The 17492-nt window shown below is 63.7% G+C and carries 11 protein-coding genes; 7 read left to right on the top strand and 4 right to left on the bottom strand.

Annotated features, from left to right (window positions below; genetic code table 11):
* The first annotated feature begins 71 nt into the window (after positions 1-71).
* From hemH to OOJ09_RS09355, 4 genes are all read left to right on the top strand, one after another.
* Positions 72-1136, top strand: coding sequence for a ferrochelatase (gene hemH, locus OOJ09_RS09370; RefSeq protein ID WP_269904949.1), 1065 nt, complete (start codon positions 72-74; stop codon positions 1134-1136).
* 132 nt (positions 1137-1268) lie between these two features.
* Entirely contained in the window at positions 1269-2480 is a 1212-nt protein-coding gene (locus OOJ09_RS09365) for an NAD(P)/FAD-dependent oxidoreductase (RefSeq protein ID WP_269904948.1), read from the top strand.
* Positions 2481-2601: 121 nt separating this feature from the next.
* Positions 2602-3552 (top strand): SPFH domain-containing protein, encoded by a 951-nt coding sequence (locus OOJ09_RS09360; RefSeq protein ID WP_269904947.1) that lies wholly within the window; start codon positions 2602-2604, stop codon positions 3550-3552.
* Between the two features lie 23 nt (positions 3553-3575).
* The gene (locus OOJ09_RS09355; protein ID WP_269904946.1) at positions 3576-4040 is read left to right on the top strand and encodes an NfeD family protein; all 465 of its coding nucleotides are present in this window, start codon (positions 3576-3578) and stop codon (positions 4038-4040) included.
* A 4-nt stretch (positions 4041-4044) separates the two neighbouring features.
* Here OOJ09_RS09355 and OOJ09_RS09350 read toward each other — a convergent pair whose 3' ends face one another.
* On the bottom strand, positions 4045-5046 hold the full coding sequence (locus tag OOJ09_RS09350) for a KpsF/GutQ family sugar-phosphate isomerase (RefSeq protein WP_269904945.1): 1002 nt from the start codon (positions 5044-5046) through the stop codon (positions 4045-4047).
* Positions 5047-5298: 252 nt separating this feature from the next.
* Here OOJ09_RS09350 and OOJ09_RS09345 point away from each other — a divergent pair, with 252 nt between their 5' ends.
* On the top strand, positions 5299-7080 hold the full coding sequence (locus tag OOJ09_RS09345) for an outer membrane beta-barrel protein (RefSeq protein ID WP_269904944.1): 1782 nt from the start codon (positions 5299-5301) through the stop codon (positions 7078-7080).
* Positions 7081-7102: 22 nt separating this feature from the next.
* Here OOJ09_RS09345 and galU read toward each other — a convergent pair whose 3' ends face one another.
* The gene (gene galU, locus OOJ09_RS09340; RefSeq protein ID WP_269904943.1) at positions 7103-8005 is read right to left on the bottom strand and encodes a UTP--glucose-1-phosphate uridylyltransferase GalU; all 903 of its coding nucleotides are present in this window, start codon (positions 8003-8005) and stop codon (positions 7103-7105) included.
* A 205-nt stretch (positions 8006-8210) separates the two neighbouring features.
* On the opposite strand from galU, the gene OOJ09_RS09335 reads away from it, so the two are divergent.
* Together OOJ09_RS09335 and OOJ09_RS09330 are read left to right on the top strand one after the other, a co-directional pair.
* The gene (locus tag OOJ09_RS09335; protein ID WP_269904942.1) at positions 8211-9434 is read left to right on the top strand and encodes a lytic murein transglycosylase; all 1224 of its coding nucleotides are present in this window, start codon (positions 8211-8213) and stop codon (positions 9432-9434) included.
* A 128-nt stretch (positions 9435-9562) separates the two neighbouring features.
* Positions 9563-10786, top strand: coding sequence for a DUF459 domain-containing protein (locus OOJ09_RS09330; RefSeq protein ID WP_269904941.1), 1224 nt, complete (start codon positions 9563-9565; stop codon positions 10784-10786).
* A gap of 83 nt (positions 10787-10869) precedes the next feature.
* Here OOJ09_RS09330 and OOJ09_RS09325 read toward each other — a convergent pair whose 3' ends face one another.
* The gene (locus OOJ09_RS09325; protein WP_269904940.1) at positions 10870-12324 is read right to left on the bottom strand and encodes a glutamate synthase subunit beta; all 1455 of its coding nucleotides are present in this window, start codon (positions 12322-12324) and stop codon (positions 10870-10872) included.
* A 144-nt stretch (positions 12325-12468) separates the two neighbouring features.
* Positions 12469-17190, bottom strand: a complete 4722-nt coding sequence (gene gltB, locus OOJ09_RS09320; protein WP_269904939.1) for a glutamate synthase large subunit — start codon at positions 17188-17190, stop codon at positions 12469-12471.
* Between the last annotated feature and the right edge of the window lie 302 nt (positions 17191-17492).

The following is a 17492-nucleotide window of genomic DNA, read 5'->3' as shown; positions in this document are numbered from 1 at the left end:
CAGGGTGCGGCCAGACGCGGTATTGAAAGCGCGCGCGAGATGATTAGGTTCGCGTCTCCCGGAGAACCCTCATGACGCTTTCCACCCCTGTCGATCCCAAACCCGCGAAGGCCATCGGCCCATTGCCGGCCGGACATCCGCCGGTCAAGGCTGGCAAGATCGGCGTCCTGCTGGTCAATCTCGGCACGCCCGACGGCACCGATTTCAAGTCGATGTGGCGTTATCTCCGGGAATTCCTGTCCGACCCGCGCGTCATCGAACTCAACAGGGCGATCTGGTATCCGATCCTCTATGGGCTTGTGCTCACCGCGCGACCGAAGAAGTCCGGTGCCAACTATGCCCGCATCTGGAACCAGGAGAGGAACGAGTCGCCGCTGCGCACCTACACCCGTGCCCAGGGCGAAAAGCTGGCCGAGGCGCTCGCCGACCTGCCCAATGTCGTCGTCGACTGGGCGATGCGCTATGGCAGTCCTTCGACCGCGAGCGTTGCCCAGGGGCTGGTCGAAAAAGGCTGCGACCGTATCCTGTCGTTCCCGCTCTATCCGCAATACTCGGCGACCACCACCGCCACCGCCAATGACCAGCTCTTTCGGGCCTTGATGAAGATGCGTGCGGCGCCAGCCATCCGCAGCGTGCCGCCTTACCATGACGAGCCCGTCTATATCGAAGCGCTCGCCCGCTCGATCGAACGGCATCTGGCGACGCTGGATTTCGAGCCGGAGGTCGTCATCGCCTCCTATCACGGCATCCCGAAGCCCTATTTCGAGAAGGGCGATCCCTACCATTGCCACTGCCAGAAGACGACGCGGCTGTTGCGCGAACGGCTCGGTTGGAGCGAGAAGAAGCTGATCATCGCCTTCCAGTCGCGCTTCGGCGCACAGGAATGGCTGCAACCCTATACCGACAAGACGGTGGAGAAACTGGCCAAGGATGGCGTGAAGTCGATTGCCATCGTCAATCCCGGCTTTTCGGTCGACTGCATCGAGACGCTGGACGAAATCGGCCGCGAGGCGGCCGAGACCTTCCACCATGCCGGCGGCAAGAACTTCGCCCACATCCCGTGCCTCAACGACAGCGCCGAAGGCATGGCGGTGATCGAGGCGATGGTGCGGCGCGAACTGTCCGGCTGGGCATAAGGCAATTCCAGGAAAAGTGTGAAACGGTTTTCCGTCCGGAATTGCCTCGAACAAAGAGTTGGAGCGGCTCGCCGCTCTGACACCGGAACCACACACGCTTCGGAGCGTTGAGCGGCACCTCCGGAGAATTCAATGTCTCGCAAACTCGACCTCAGAACCGGCCGGCCCGTCTGGTCCGCCTATCGCGCGCCTGCTGTGCCGACGGCTAGTCTGACAAGAGACGTGAAGACCGATGTGCTCATCATCGGCATGGGCATCAGCGGTGCCATGATGGCCGAGGCGCTGACGGCCGACGGCCATTCGGTGATTGGTATCGACCGCCGCGGCCCGCTGAAAGGCTCGACCCCCGCAACCACCGCGCTGGTGCAGTTCGAAATCGACCAGCCGCTTTCGACGCTCTCGAAGATGATCGGCAAGGGCCCGGCGGAGCAGGCCTGGCGGCGCTCGCGGCTCGCCGTCTCCAATCTCGCCGCCCGCATTGCCGAACTCGGCATCAACTGCGGCCCAAGCCGCACCCAGTCACTCTATCTGGCCGGCACGGTGCTCGGCCCGTCGGAATTGCGTGATGAAGCCGACGCGCGTCGGCAAGCAGGCATCGCCGCGACCTATCTCACGCCGGCACCGCTGGCGGAGACATTCGGCATCGACCGCGACGGCGCCATCCTGAGCCATGGCAACATCGCGCTCGACCCGCGCAAACTGACGGCCGGGCTGCTGCTCGAGGCACTCGAGCGGAAGGCACGCTTCTACGCCCCCGTCGAAGCGACGACGATCGAGGACAGCGCCGACGAGGTGGTCGTCGCGACCAGGGATGGCCAGACCATCACGGCACGGCATGTTGTTCTGGCCACCGGTTACGAGCTGGTCGACGTCGTGCCGGCAGCGGCTCACCAGATCATCTCGACATGGGCGATGGCGACGCGCTCGCAATCGCGAAAGATCTGGCCGCGGGCGGCGTTCATCTGGGAGGCTTCGGACCCGTACCTCTATATGCGCGCGACGGCCGACGGCCGGGTCATCTGCGGCGGCGAGGACGAGGATTTTGTCGACGAGACGCGGCGAGATCGACTGATCGCCGAAAAGAGCGCGCGGATATCCGAGAAGCTTGGCCGGCTGTTTCCGCATCTCGATGTCAGGCCCGAATTCGCCTGGGCCGGTTCTTTCGGCACCACAACCACCGGCCTGCCCTATATCGGTGCCATTCCCAGGCACCCCCGCATCCACGCCGTCATGGGCTACGGCGGCAACGGCATCACCTTTTCACAGATCGCATCGGAAATTGTCTCGGCCTCGATCAACGGGCTGGAGGACACGGATGCAAGGCTGTTTGCCTTCAACCGCTGATCGCAAGCCCACAAACAATCCCTCATCACCTGATTGTAACGCTCCTGAAACACACTTAAGTCTTTGGTGAAGTCGGCCGCGCGAGAATGGCTCGCGCGGCCGATGTCTGAGGGAGAGCCAAATGGATTTCAGTGGTTTTGATATCGCGGTCATTGTTCTGGTCGCGCTTGTCGTGCTGGTGCTGTTCAAGGGCATCAAGACAATTCCGCAAGGCTATAACTATACCGTCGAACGTTTTGGCCGTTACACCAAGACACTGAGCCCTGGCCTCAACCTCATCATGCCCTTCGTCGACCGCGTCGGCGCCAAGATGAACATGATGGAACAGGTGCTCGACGTTCCGAGCCAGGAGATCATCACCCGCGACAACGCCATCGTCGGTGTCGACGGCATCGCCTTCTACCAGATTCTCAATGCGGCACAGGCCGCCTATCAGGTTGCCGGTTTGCAGAACGCCATCCTCAACCTGACGATGACCAACATCCGTACCGTCATGGGCTCGATGGACCTCGACGAGCTCTTGTCCAACCGCGACGCCATCAACGAGCGGCTGCTGCGCGTCGTCGACGAAGCCGCGCATCCGTGGGGCATCAAGATCACCCGCGTCGAGATCAAGGACATCAACCCGCCGGCCAATCTGATCGAATCGATGGGCCGGCAGATGACCGCGGAGCGCAACAAGCGCGCGCAGATCCTCGCTGCCGAGGGTCTCAAGCAGTCGCAGATCCTCGAGGCCGAGGGCCGCAAGGAAGCAGCCTTCCGCGACGCCGAGGCGCGCGAGCGTTCGGCCGAAGCGGAAGCCCGCGCCACGCAGGTGGTGTCGGAAGCGATTTCCAAGGGCGACGTGCAGGCGCTGAATTACTTCGTCGCGCAGAAATACACCGAGGCGCTGGGCAAGATCGGCACGGCCACCAACAGCAAGATCGTGCTGATGCCCTTCGAGGCGTCGTCTCTGATCGGCTCGCTCGGCGGCATCGGCGAGATCGCCAGGGAGGTCTTCCGCGGCGAAGGCACGGCCGGCGCGCAACGGCAGGCCGCGCGCCCGCCGGTCGTGCGCCCAACCGACAACTGATGTCTCCAACATAGGAGAACGCCATGATCGATCGTGTCATTTCCGAACTCGGCCCGTGGAACTGGATGGTTCTCGGCTTCGTCCTGCTGGCGATGGAAATCATCGCGCCGGGCATCTTCATGCTGTGGGTCGGCATCGCCGCAATTCTGATCGGCGCCGTGTCGCTGTTGCTCTGGGATGCTGGCTTCTGGACCTGGCAGGTTCAGGTCCTCGCCTTCCTGGCGCTGTCGCTGGTCTCGGCCTATGTCGGCAAGAGGCTGGTGGGTGGCCGCGACGAACCGACCGATCAGCCGCTGCTCAACAGGCGCGGCGCGCAGATGGTTGGCAAGACGGCGACGCTTGCCGAACCGATCGCCAACGGGCGCGGCCGCATCAGGCTGGGCGATACGCTGTGGCGTGTCTCCGGGCCGGACCTGCCGGCTGGCACGCAGGTGCGGGTGACGGCTGCGGCCGATACGGATCTGGAACTGACGGTGGAGCCGGTCTGAGCCTTCAGGCGGCGCCGATGCGCAAGAGATCGTGGAAGTGAACCACGCCCAACGGCATGTTGTTCTTGGTCACCACCAGCGCGCCGATATTGTACTCGTTGAGCAGCGCGATCGCCGTACCCGCAAGCGTCTGCGGATCGATCGTCTTCGGCGTGCGGGTCATGACCTCATCCACGATAACGTCGGCCAGGTTGCGGTGCAGGTTGCGCGCGACATCGCCGTCGGTGATGATCCCGGTCAGCTCGCCATTCGTGTCGACGATCAAGACGCAGCCGACCTTTTTCTGAGACAGCGTCATGACCGCTTCCGGCATCTTGGTGCCTAGCACGGCCAGCGGAATCTGATCGCCGACCCGCATGATCTCGGAGACCAGGGTCAGGTTGGCGCCGAGCTGGCCGCCGGGATGGAAGGTGCGAAAATGGTCCGGTGTGAAGCCGCGGGCCTCGAGCAAGGCGATCGCCAGCGCGTCGCCCATCACCAGTTGCAGCAGCGTCGACGTCGTCGGCGCCAGGCCGTGCGGACAGGCTTCCTGAGCCCGTGGCAGCAGGAGCACCACATCCGCCGCGCGCGCCAGCGCCGACGTCTCTCCGGCAGTGATCGCAATCAGCGGAATGGAGAACCGCCTGGAATAGGCGATGATGCCCTTGAGCTCGAGACTCTCGCCCGACCACGACATGGCGATGATGGCATCGTCCTTGGCGATCATACCGAGATCGCCGTGATTGGCTTCGACAGGATGGACAAAGAAAGCCGGCGTGCCGGTCGAAGCCAGCGTCGCCGCGATCTTCGAGCCGATGTGGCCGCTTTTGCCGACACCGGTGACGATGACCCGGCCTTCGATTTTTGACACGATGTCGACAGCCTGGGCGAAAGGCCCGGCCAGTCCGTTCTCGAGCGCCTCCGCGAGCGCCGCGACACCGGCCTGTTCGGTTGCCACCGTTCTCAGCGCCGAAGCGATCGACGCTTGCCGGTCCAAGGGCTTCTTATCGAGGGATCCCGCATGCATGGGTGATGCGATTAGCGCTTTGCCGTCCGCCTGTCCAACGGAAATGCCGCCGATGCGCATTGCCCAAGACTGTGCGGTGGTCTGGCCTAACGGCATTCATGAAATACAAGACGCCTGGCGCAAGCCGCATGTATCGCTTTGGAAATCGGCGGCCGAGGGTGCCGGCGGGTCGCTGCCTCAACCCTCCGTTAACCATCCCCATTTACGGTTCGGTAAGTATGGCGCGCGTGCGCCGCGCAAGCAGTGGTGGCGATGTCCGGGGCCCAGCCAGAAAAATCAAGAGGACGAAGGGGCAAGGCGGCCTGCGCCTTGCTGCTGGCGACCAGCATGCTTGCCTTGCTGCGCCCGGCGCCCCTCCATGCCCAGGAAACGGAACTGCGTGGCGAGGTCTCGGAATCGGCGATCCTGTCCGATCAGCAGCGCAAGGCGAGAAAACTGGCTCTTGCCAAGCAGGCCCAGCAGGCATCGGCCAACGCGGCGCAGGACAACGCACCGGCGCGAACCTACCTGCCGGCCAGCGCCGGCGCCGTGCCTGACGACACGAACACCAACGACGCGACCGCGACCGGCAGTGTTTTCGATCCTCCGGCTGCCACCGACGACACATCCACCGACACCACGGCGCCGCCGAAGCCTCGCCGCCCATCGACTGCCAGGCAAAAGGCGGCGGACAAGTCCAGGGCCGCCGACAAATCGAAGAAGAAGTCGACGACCGCGACCACGGGCCCCGCCGCGACCACGGGCGCCACTGCGGCCGCGGTGGGAAGCGCTGACAATACCGACGCGGATCAGACGGCCAACCGCCGTGCCCTCACCATCGACAGCGCCGACCGGCAGAAGCTCGACCCCGGCGCCGAACGCATCGCCTCCATCGAAGGCCAGAACAAGAAGGTCGAGGACGATCCCTTTGCCGCCACCGGCGTCAAGTGGGGCTCCTTCGTCATACGGCCGACGATCGAACAGGGCCTCACCGCCACGTCGAATGGCGATTCGAGCAATGCCGGCAAGTCGGCGCTGTTGTCCGAGACGGCGCTGCGCTTTTCCGCCGCCTCGGACTGGCGCGAGAACTCGGCGACGATCGACGGCTACGGCCTTTTCCGCGAGACCGTATCGGGTTACCCGGTTCATAATGCGCAGGGCCGCATCGAAGGCCAGCTCAACGTTGACCTCGACAATGAGTTGCGCGCCATCGCCAAGCTCGGCTACGAGGCCGTACCGGAATCGGCCTCGTCGCCGGACGCCATTGCCGGTGTCTCCTCGCAGCCGCTGCGGCAGACCGTGAACGGCAGCCTCGGCATCGAGAAGGATGTCGGCAAGATGCGCTATGCGTTGACCGGCGCGGTCGCGCACGACTTCTATGGCAACGCCAAGCTTTCGGACGGCACCTCCTTGTCGCAGAAGGATCGCGACTCCACGCTCTATACGGCGACCTTGCGGACCGGCTACGAAATCTCCCCCGCCATCACCCCCTTCACCGAGATCGAGGTCGGTCGCCGGGCCTATGATCTTCGCTTCGACACCGATGGCTTCGAGCGCTCCTCGACACGGCTCGGCGCGCGCGCCGGCCTGCAACTGGACATGGGCGAGAAGCTCTCCGGCGAATTCTCGGCCGGCTGGCTAAGGGAAGCGATCGACGACGACCGGCTGGAGGCGATCTCGGGTGCGACCATGAACGCCGACCTCAAATGGTCGCCGGAACGCGGCACCATGATCGGCCTGACCGGGAAGACCACCGTCGAAGGCACGACCACCGCCGGGCAAAGCGGCGACATCCTCTATTCAGGTCGCTTGACGGGCGAACGGCAGATTCGCGCCAACCTGACCGGGAATGCGGCTCTGGGCCTGGACTGGCGCGACTATATCGGCATCGATGGCCACGACATGACCTTGAGCGCCGAAGCCGGGCTGACATGGTGGTTGAACCGCTATGCCGGCCTCACCAGCCGGGTGAGAACCGAAAAGCTGACCAGCAACCTGCCTGGCCGCGACTACACCGCCAACAGCATCTACCTGGGCCTGAAAGTGCAGAGGTAGGAAGTATGGCGGGGTGGTTGCCTTAGGCCGCGCCGCGCCGCGCCGATGGTTTTATCTCATCGAGCAGCGTGCGGATGACGCCAGCGATGTTCTCGTTCATGTCGCTGCGCCACAGCGCGAAGGCGACATTGGCCTCGACGAAGCCTTCCGGCGATCCGCAATCGAAGGTGCGGCCCTGATAGTGGTAGCCATAGAAGGGCTGCTGCTTTTCCAGTTTCAGCATCGCGTCGGTGAGCTGGATCTCGTTGCCAGCACCTTGTTCCTGGTCTTCGAGTATCTTGAAGATCTCGGGCTGCAGGATGTAGCGCCCATTGATGTAGAGATTGGACGGCGCGGTGCCGGTCTTCGGCTTTTCCACCATCTCGGTGATGCGGAAGCCATGATGCGTATCCTCGCCGCGGCCGACGATGCCGTATTTATGGGCTTCGGCGGGATCGCACTCCTGCACCGCGATGATGTTGTTGCCGGTTTCCTCGTACAGCTCGACCATCGCCTTCATGCAGCTCTTTTCCGACTGCATGATCATGTCGGGCAACAGCAGCGCGAAAGGTTCGTCGCCAACCAGTTCGCGCGCGCACCAGACGGCATGGCCGAGCCCCATCGGTGCCTGCTGGCGGGTGAAGCTGGTCTGCCCCGGCGCCGGCTGCAGCCGCTGCAGGCGGGCAAGCTGCTCATCCTTGCCGCGCTGTGCCAGCGTGTCATAGAGCTCGAACTGGATATCGAAATGATCTTCTATGACTGCCTTGTTGCGGCCGGTCACGAAGATGAAATGCTCGATGCCCGCCTCGCGCGCCTCGTCGACGACATATTGGATGACCGGCCTGTCGACGACGGTCAGCATTTCCTTGGGAACAGCCTTGGTGGCCGGGAGAAACCGTGTGCCGAGGCCGGCGACCGGGAAAACTGCCTTGCGAACTCTCTTCATGCTTTCAATTATCCGTTTGCTGGCCGGCTCCGCAATCCCTGTCTCGCGACATTTTCGCGCCGGAATTGAAGATTACTGGGTGGGTAAGGGGCACCGGTTAAAGCATCGAGGTGTCTTTTCGTTCCAGGCGACACCTATGGTAAACTAATTCCTAACCCGGTTCGGCGATGAATGGTCTTTCCTGAGACAGAGAAGGAGGAAAAAAATGTCCGTTCGCAATGCCGCAAAACGTTTGACCAGCGTCATGACGGCCGCCAGCCTCTCGCTCGCTCTGCTGATGCCTGCCGGGCCTGCCTTCGCCGATGCCGGTTTCCGGCAATGGGTCGCCGGATTCCGCGCCACTGCCGTGCAAAGCGGCGTTTCCGGCGCCCTTTACGACCAGGCCTTCGGGGACATCAAGGACGTCGATCCGGTCGTGCTGGAAAAGGCACGCACGCAACCTGAATTCACCGCGCCTGCCTGGGATTACTTCGACAACCGCGTCCACGACCAATCTGTCGCCGTCGGCCAGCAGATGGCCAAGAAGTGGAGGCCGTGGCTGGACAGGATCGAGTCCAGGTTCGGCGTCGACCGAAACATTCTTCTGGCCATATGGTCGATGGAATCGAACTATGGCGAGATCCTCAAGCGCGATGACATCATGCGCAATGTCGTGCGCTCGCTGGCGACTTTGGCCTATGCCGATCCGAAGCGTTCGAAATACGCCCGCACCCAATTGATCGCCGCGCTGAAGATCCTGCAGACCGGTGACATTGACGAAAGCCATCTGAGCGGGTCCTGGGCCGGCGCCATGGGCCAGACCCAGTTCATCCCGACCAGCTATCAGCACTATGCCGTCGACATGGACGGCAATGGCAAGCGCGACATCTGGAATTCGATCCCCGATGCGCTGGCGACCGCGGCCAACCTCTTGAAGAAGAATGGCTGGCAGGCCGGCAAGACCTGGGGCTATGAAGTCACCCTGCCGGCCGGCAAACTTCCCGCCGGATCGAAAACGCTGGCGCAATGGCAGGCGCTCGGCGTCGTCAGGGCCAACGGAAAACCGTTCAAGAACGGCACGGACAAGGCGACGCTGAAAGTGCCGGACGGCCGCGGTGGACCAGCCTTCCTGATGATCAGGAATTTCTCGGTCATCAAGGCCTACAACAACGCCGACAAATATGCGCTTGCCGTCGGTCTGCTTGCCGACGAAATCGCCGGTTCCAGCGGTCTTGTGCAGGACTGGAAGCGGCCCTTTACGAAGCTCACTTTCGAGGAAAGGCAGGAGCTGCAGAAGCGGCTTTCCCAGCACGGCCTTTACGACGGCAAGTTCGACGGCAAGATCGGCGACGGCTCGAAGACCGCCATCATGGCCTTCCAGGCCAAGGCCGGCTTGACCCAGGACGGCTATCCGAGCATGGAAGTGCTGAAGTGGCTCCGGAAGAAATAGGGCCACCCGCGGTGCCGCGCGGCCTTTCGGACGCGCCAAGGACACTGTAGCAATCTGATTGGCGCAAGGTTCTCCTGAAAGTCGATGCGATTTTTCACGGGAAGCGCGCCAAGGGATGGAGGAAACGATTGGCTTCGGCTGCGCGCATCGCAAGGCTTGTTCGTCGCGTGCCGGTGCTGATTCTGGCCGTCGTCGTACTCACCGTCGGTGTTGCGGCAGCCCTCCACAGCCCGGCCATGGCGCAGGAACAGCAGCAAAGCCGTGGCTGGTCGTTGCGCGATCTTTTGTTTCCGCGCCGCAGCGAGCGGATCGAGCCGCCGCTCGACATCCAGAAGGCGAGGCCAAAGCCGCGCAAGCCCCGCGTCCCGCGTGCGCCGGCCGAGCCAGAGACGCCGATCGTCGAGAAGGCGCCCGATGCCCGCACCGTGCTGGTGGTCGGTGATTTCATGGCGGCCGGCCTTGCCGAAGGCCTCGACACCGCCTTTGGCGAAAACGCCGGCATCAGGATAGTCGCTCGCTCCAATGGCTCATCAGGCTTCGTGCGCGACGACTTCTACAACTGGCCCGAACAGATCAAGTCGCTGATCGAGGCTGAAAAACCCGCCGCCGTGGTCGTCATGCTGGGTTCCAACGACCGCCAGCAAATGAAGGTGGGCGACGTGCGCGAACAGCCTCGGTCCGAGAACTGGACCAAGGAGTATGAGCACCGAACCGACGCGTTCGGCAAAGCCATCGCGGAGGCCAAGGTGCCTTTCCTGTGGGTCGGCATGCCGGCGTTCCGGGTGCCGAAGATGACCTCGGACATGCTGGCCTTCAACGACATCTACCGGCAGGCGGCCGAAGCCCATGGCGGCGAATTCGTCGACGTCTGGGATGGATTCGTCGACGAGAACGGCGCCTTCGTCACCAGCGGCCCCGACATGAACGGCCAGCCCGTGCGGCTGCGCGCCGATGACGGCATCAACGTGTCGAAGGCCGGCAAGCGCAAGCTCGCCTTCTACACCGAAAAACCGCTGTTGAAGATCCTGGGCCTCACCGCGCCGGGAAGCCCGGTCACGGCTTCCGCTCCGGCGGGCGCTCCCGTCGAGGCGCCAGCGCCTGCCGCGGCGCCCATCGTCATCGACCGCACCGCGCCGATGCTGCTCAGCGATCCGGCGCTCGACGGCGGTTCCGAACTGCTGGGCGCGGCACCGCCGGCAAAGGCCAATCCGAACCTGCCCGGCGAAAAACTGGTGGTCGAGGGCAAGGCGTCGCAGGCTTCGCCCGGCCGCGCCGACGATTTCTCGTGGCCGCCCAAGGCAAATCCCGCGGCCACCGCCACAGTCGATACGACGACGGCGGTCAATCCTTAGGGGTCCCTGAGAACTGCGGACCTCCGAGGCGGTTTCGAAACTCGCCCCTGCCGGTCTTGTGGCCGCGGGAGTTTCCAGCGGGCTCAGCGGGGTAGGACGCTCGACCCCATCAGCGCCTCGTCGATCGAACGCGCCGCCTGACGACCCTCGCGGATCGCCCAGACCACCAGCGACTGGCCACGACGCACGTCTCCCGCTGCGTAGAGCCTGTCGACGCTGGTCCTGTAGTCGCGGTCATTGGCCTCGACATTGCGAGAACGGCGGCTGTCGGTGGCAATCTTCATCTGCCCGTCCAGCTCCGACACCACCCCGGCCACGGCCGGCCCGGCAAAGCCGATGGCGATGAAGGCGAGATCGGCGCGGATGACGAATTCGGTGCCGGGGATCGGCTTGCGCTTGTCGTCGACCTCGCAGCACTTGACGCCGGTCAGTTGGCCTTCTTCGCCGATGAACTCGAGCGTCGCCACCTGGAATTCGCGCTCCGCCCCCTCCGCCTGCGAGGACGAGGTGCGCATCTTGGTCGCCCAGTAGGGCCAGACCGAAAGCTTGTCTTCCTTCTCCGGCGGCTGCGGGCGGATATCGAGCTGGGTGACGCGCACCGCACCCTGGCGGAAGGCGGTGCCGACGCAGTCGGACGCGGTATCGCCGCCACCGACGACGACGACATGCTGGCCACCGGCGATGATCGGATGCGACGGCCATGCCACCGACTGGATCGGCTCGCCACCGACGCGCCTGTTCTGCTGCACCAGATACGGCATCGCGTCATGCACGCCGCCGAGGTCGTCGCCTGGAATGCCGGCCGCGCGTGGGGTTTCGGAACCGCCGCAATACAACACGGCATCATGTTCGGCGAGCAGCTCGGCAACGGGCTTGCCGACACCGACATTGACGTCGCAGTGGAAGATCACGCCCTCGCCCTGCATCTGCTCGATGCGCCGGTCGATATAGTGCTTCTCGATCTTGAAGTCCGGAATGCCGTAGCGCATCAGCCCGCCGGGCCGGCTCTCGCGCTCGTAGACATGAACATCATGGCCGGCGCGGCCAAGCTGCTGGGCGGCAGCCATGCCGGCCGGGCCGGAGCCGATGATGGCGACACGCTTGCCGGTCTTCTTTTCCGGCGGATAGGGCCTGATGTGACCGGTCTCGTAGGCCTTGTCGGCGATCGCCTGCTCGACCGTCTTGATGGCGACGGGAATGTCCTCGAGGTTCAACGTGCAGGCTTCCTCGCAGGGCGCGGGGCAGATGCGGCCGGTGAACTCCGGGAAGTTGTTGGTCGAATGCAGGTTGCGGATCGCGTTGTCCCAGTCGCCATTGTAGACGAGGTCGTTCCAGTCGGGGATCTGGTTGTGGATCGGGCAGCCCGTCGGCCCGTGGCAGTACGGAATGCCGCAATCCATGCAGCGCGCGGCCTGTTTCTCGACCTCCTTGTCCGACATCGGCAGCGTGAACTCACGGAAATGCCGGATGCGGTCGGAAGCCGGCTGGTACTTGTGCACCTGCCGGTCGATTTCGAGAAAGCCTGTTACCTTGCCCATAGTCCAGTTCCTGCTGTCCAGATGGTGCGGTTTTCGCCGCACCCGTTAACCTCTTGAGGCAGCCATGGCAACCTTCCGCACGAGGTCAAACTGTCGTTGAAAGTTGGGGCCGGGAAACCTGGGCTTCCCGGCAATTCCAAAAGTCTATTCGGCCGCCACGCCCATGCGCATGCGTTCCATCTCGATCAGCGCACGTCGGTATTCGACCGGCATGATCTTGCGGAATTTCGGCCGGAAAATCGCCCAGTCGTCGAGGATCTCGCGGCCGCGCACCGAGCCGGTGTAGTGCACATGGTTGGAGATCAGCTGATAGAGCCGCTCCTCGTCATGGCTGGTCATGTCGCCCGATACGTCGACGCGACCCTTGTGGTCGAGGTCGCCGCCATGATGCAGCAGTCTTTCCATCAAATCGTCTTCTTCCGGCACCGGTTCCAGTTCGACCATCGCCATGTTGCAGCGTTCGGCGAAATCGCCCGCCTCGTCGAGCACATAGGCGACGCCACCCGACATGCCGGCGGCGAAGTTGCGGCCGGTCTGGCCGATGACGACGACGATGCCGCCGGTCATGTACTCGCAGCCATGATCGCCGACACCTTCGACGACGGCGGCCACGCCCGAGTTGCGCACCGCGAAACGCTCGCCGGCGACACCGGCGAAATAGGCCTCGCCCTCGGTCGCGCCATAGAGCACCGTATTGCCGACGATGATGGATTCCGCCGCGACGATCTTGGCCTCTTCCGGTGGCCGGATGACGATGCGTCCGCCCGACAGCCCCTTGCCGACATAGTCATTGCCGGCGCCGACGAGATCGAACGAGATGCCGCGCGCCAGGAAGGCGCCGAAGGACTGGCCGGCGGTGCCGGTCAGCTTCACCGAGATCGTGTCCTCGCGCAGGCCCTTGTGCTTGAAGCGCTTGGCCACTTCGCCCGACAGCATGGCGCCCGTCGAACGGTCGACATTGCGGATGTCGACCTCGATGCTGACCGGCTGCTTGCTCTCGAGCGCCGGCTTTGCCAGTTCGATCAGCTTGCGGTCGAGCACGTCGTCGATCGGATGCTTCTGCCGTTCGGTCCAGTGCACGGCTTCATGCGGCGCGTCCGGCTTGAAGAACATCTTCGAGAAATCGAGCCCGCGCGCCTTCCAGTGCACGATCAGGTCGCGCTTTTCCAGAAGGTCGGTATCGCCGATGATCTGGTCGATATGGGTGTAGCCCATCTCGGCGAGCAGCGCCCTCACCTCTTCCGCCACATAGAAGAAGAAGTTGATGACGTGTTCGGGCGTGCCCTTGAAGCGCTTGCGCAGCACCGGATCCTGCGTCGCGACGCCGACCGGACAGGTGTTGAGGTGGCACTTGCGCATCATGATGCAGCCGGCCGCGATCAGCGGCGCGGTCGAGAAGCCGAACTCGTCGGCGCCGAGCAACGCGCCGATGATGACGTCGCGCCCGGTGCGCAACCCGCCATCGACCTGCAGCGCGACGCGCGACCGCAGGCCGTTCAGCACCAGCGTCTGGTGCGTCTCGGCCAGGCCCATTTCCCATGGGCTGCCGGCATGCTTGAGCGAGGTCAGCGGCGAGGCGCCAGTGCCGCCATCATAGCCCGAGATGGTGATATGGTCGGCGCGCGCCTTGGCGACGCCCGCCGCAACCGTGCCGACGCCGACCTCCGACACCAGCTTGACCGAGACATCGGCCGCCGGATTGACGTTCTTCAGATCATAGATCAGCTGTGCCAGATCCTCGATTGAATAGATGTCGTGATGCGGCGGCGGCGAGATCAGGCCGACGCCCGGCGTCGAATGCCGGACCTTGGCGATGGTGGCGTCGACCTTGTGGCCGGGCAATTGGCCGCCTTCGCCGGGCTTGGCGCCCTGCGCCACCTTGATCTGCATGACATCGGAATTGACAAGATACTCCGCCGTCACGCCGAAACGGCCCGAGGCGACCTGCTTGATCGCCGAGCGTTCGGGATTCTTGCCGCCGCCAGGCAGTGGCAAATAGCGGTCGGCCTCTTCGCCGCCCTCGCCGGTGTTGGACTTGCCGCCGATCTGGTTCATGGCGCGCGCCAGCGTGGTGTGCGCCTCCCGCGAGATCGAGCCGAAGGACATCGCTCCGGTCGAAAACCGCTTGACGATGTCGGCCGCCGGCATCACCTCATCGAGCGCGACCTTCTTGCGGCCAGTCTCATCCGCGAGCTTGATCCTGAACAGGCCGCGAATGGTCTGGGCCCGCGCCGTCTCGCTGTCGATCTGGGCGGAATAGTCCTTGAACGTCTCCCACGATCCCTGCCGCACGGCATGCTGCAGGGTGGCGACCGCGTCGGGCGACCATATATGCGCCTCGCCGCGCATGCGGAACATGTATTCGCCGCCGACTTCGAGGCTGTTGCGCAACACCGGATCATTGCCGAAGCCGTCTGTGTGGCGGCTGAGCGTCTCGGCCGCGATCTCGTCCAGTCCGACGCCTTCGATCAGCGTGGCGGTGCCGGTGAAATACTTCTGCACGAAATCCGACTTCAGCCCGATGGCGTCGAAGATCTGTGCACCGCAATAGGACTGGTAGGTCGAGATGCCCATCTTGGACATCACCTTGAGGATGCCCTTGCCGATCGACTTGATGTAGCGGGAGACAACCTCGTAGGCGTCGACTTCCGCCGGCAACTCGCCGCGCTTGTGCATGTCGGTGAGCGTGTCGAAGGCGAGATAGGGATTGATCGCTTCGGCGCCGTAGCCGGCAAGGCAGCAGAAATGATGCACTTCGCGCGGCTCCCCGGATTCCACGACAAGGCCGACGGAGGTGCGCAGGCCCTTGCGGATCAGGTGGTGATGGACCGCGGCCGTTGCCAGCAGCGCCGGTATGGCGATGCGGTCCGGCCCAACCTGGCGGTCGGACAGGATGATGATGTTGTAGCCGCCGGCGACCGCCGCCTCCGCTCGCTCGCACAAGCGGTCGATGGCGCCCTGCATGCCCGCGGCCCCCTCATTCGAGGCATAGGTGATGTCGATCGTCTTGGTGTCGAAACGGTCCTCGGTGTGGCCGATGGAGCGGATCTTCTCGAGATCGCCATTGGTCAGGATCGGCTGGCGCACTTCGAGCCGCTTGCGGCGCGAATTGCCGACCAGGTCGAAGATGTTGGGACGTGGACCGATGAAGGAGACCAGGCTCATCACCAGCTCCTCGCGGATCGGGTCGATCGGCGGGTTGGTGACCTGGGCGAAGTTCTGCTTGAAATAGGTGTAGAGCAGCTTCGACTTGTCCGACATGGCCGAGATCGGCGTGTCGGTGCCCATCGAGCCGACCGCTTCCTGGCCTGTCGTCGCCATCGGCGACATCAGCAGCTTGGTGTCTTCCTGGCTGTAGCCGAACGCCTGCTGACGGTCGAGCAGGCTGACATCCTTGCGCAGCGCGCGCGGCTCGACCGGCTTCAGGTCTTCCAGGATCAGCTGCGTGTTGGCGAGCCAGGTCTTGTAGGGGTGCTTGGTCGCGATCTCGGACTTGATCTCCTCGTCGGAGACGATGCGTCCCTTCTCGAGGTCGATCAGAAGCATGCGGCCGGGCTGCAGCCGCCACTTCTTGACGATCCTCTCCTCCGGCACCGGCAGCACGCCGGCTTCCGAGGCCATGATGACACGGTCATCGTCGGTGACGATGTAGCGCGCCGGGCGCAGTCCGTTGCGGTCGAGCGTGGCGCCGATCTGGCGACCATCGGTGAAGACGACCGCCGCCGGTCCGTCCCACGGCTCCATCAGCGCGGCATGGTACTCGTAGAAGGCCTTGCGGTCGGCATCCATGAGCTTGTTGCCGGCCCAGGCTTCCGGGATCAGCATCATCATGGCGTGGCTGAGCGTGTAGCCGCCCTGGAACAGGAACTCGAGCGCATTGTCGAAGCAGGCGGTGTCGGACTGGCCGTCGTAGGAGATCGGCCATAGCTTCGAGATGTTGTTGCCGAACAGTTCGGAATCGACCGACGCCTGGCGCGCCGCCATCCAGTTGTTGTTGCCGCGCACGGTGTTGATCTCGCCATTGTGCGCGACCATGCGATAGGGATGCGCCAGCTTCCACGACGGGAAGGTGTTGGTCGAGAAGCGCTGGTGGACCAGGATCAGCGCGGTGTCGAAGCGCGGATCGGTCAGGTCCTTGTAATAGGCGCCGACCTGATAGGCCAGGAACATGCCCTTGTAGACGATGGTGCGCGCCGACAGCGACACGCAGTAGGCGCCGATGTCCTTGTTGTCGTTCTCGGCGTAGATGCGGCCCGATATGACCTTGCGCAGCAGGTAGAGCCTGGCCTCGTACTCCTCGTCGTCGGTGATGTCGGCTGTACGGCCGATGAAGATCTGCCGATGGAACGGCTCGGACGCGGCGATGTCCGGAGCCTTCGACAGGGAGGAATTGTCGACGGGCACGTCACGGAAACCGATGAGCGGAAGCCCCTCGGACTGCGCCGATTCGGCGATGATGTCCTCGATATGGGCGCGAAGCGCTGCGTCCTGCGGCATGAACCAGTGTCCGACGCCGTACTGGCCCACCGGCGGCAGTTCGATGCCCTGGGCCGCCATCTCCTCGCGGAAGAAACGGTCTGGAAGCTGCACCAGAACGCCGGCACCATCGCCCACCAGCGGATCGGCGCCGACGGCGCCGCGATGCGTCAGGTTTTCAAGCACGGCAAGCCCGTCCTTGACGATCTGATGCGACTTCACGCCCTTCATGTTGACGATGAAGCCGACGCCGCAGGCGTCATGCTCGTTGCGCGGGTCGTAGAGGCCGTGCGCGGAGAAACCGGTGTTGGTTCGGAACGCGTTTTTGACGGTTGCCGCTTTCGTCTGCGCGGCCGGGCCGTTCGTCGCAGAGAGCGTCATGTCCGTCATCGTCCTGTCCTCCGTTCCCAGCCCTTCGGGCGCTGGTTTGCCTCGGCAAGCGCTTGGCTCACCCCTGATCCTTGCGGCACGTCTTGCGAAATCCTTGCCGAACCAGGCGGCTTTCCGCATGGCTCGTATTCGTACAGGCCAGATTGAGGCCGTCCACCTGTCGCTCGCGGCTATAGCCGGAGAGGCCCAAATGATACGCCAATCCAGCCTGTTTTGCGCGACAAAATAAGACAGCACTACTGTCCTAAATTTTTATGACAGAAATCTTGGACGCACACAAGACCGATTCACAAAAAACTTGG

Origin of the sequence: Mesorhizobium qingshengii (genome assembly GCF_027563465.1) — a bacterium.
Taxonomy (GTDB): Bacteria; Pseudomonadota; Alphaproteobacteria; order Rhizobiales; family Rhizobiaceae; genus Mesorhizobium; species Mesorhizobium qingshengii_A.
The sequence above is the reverse complement of the archived record's forward strand: the minus strand, read 5'-3'. Positions and strand labels throughout refer to the sequence as shown.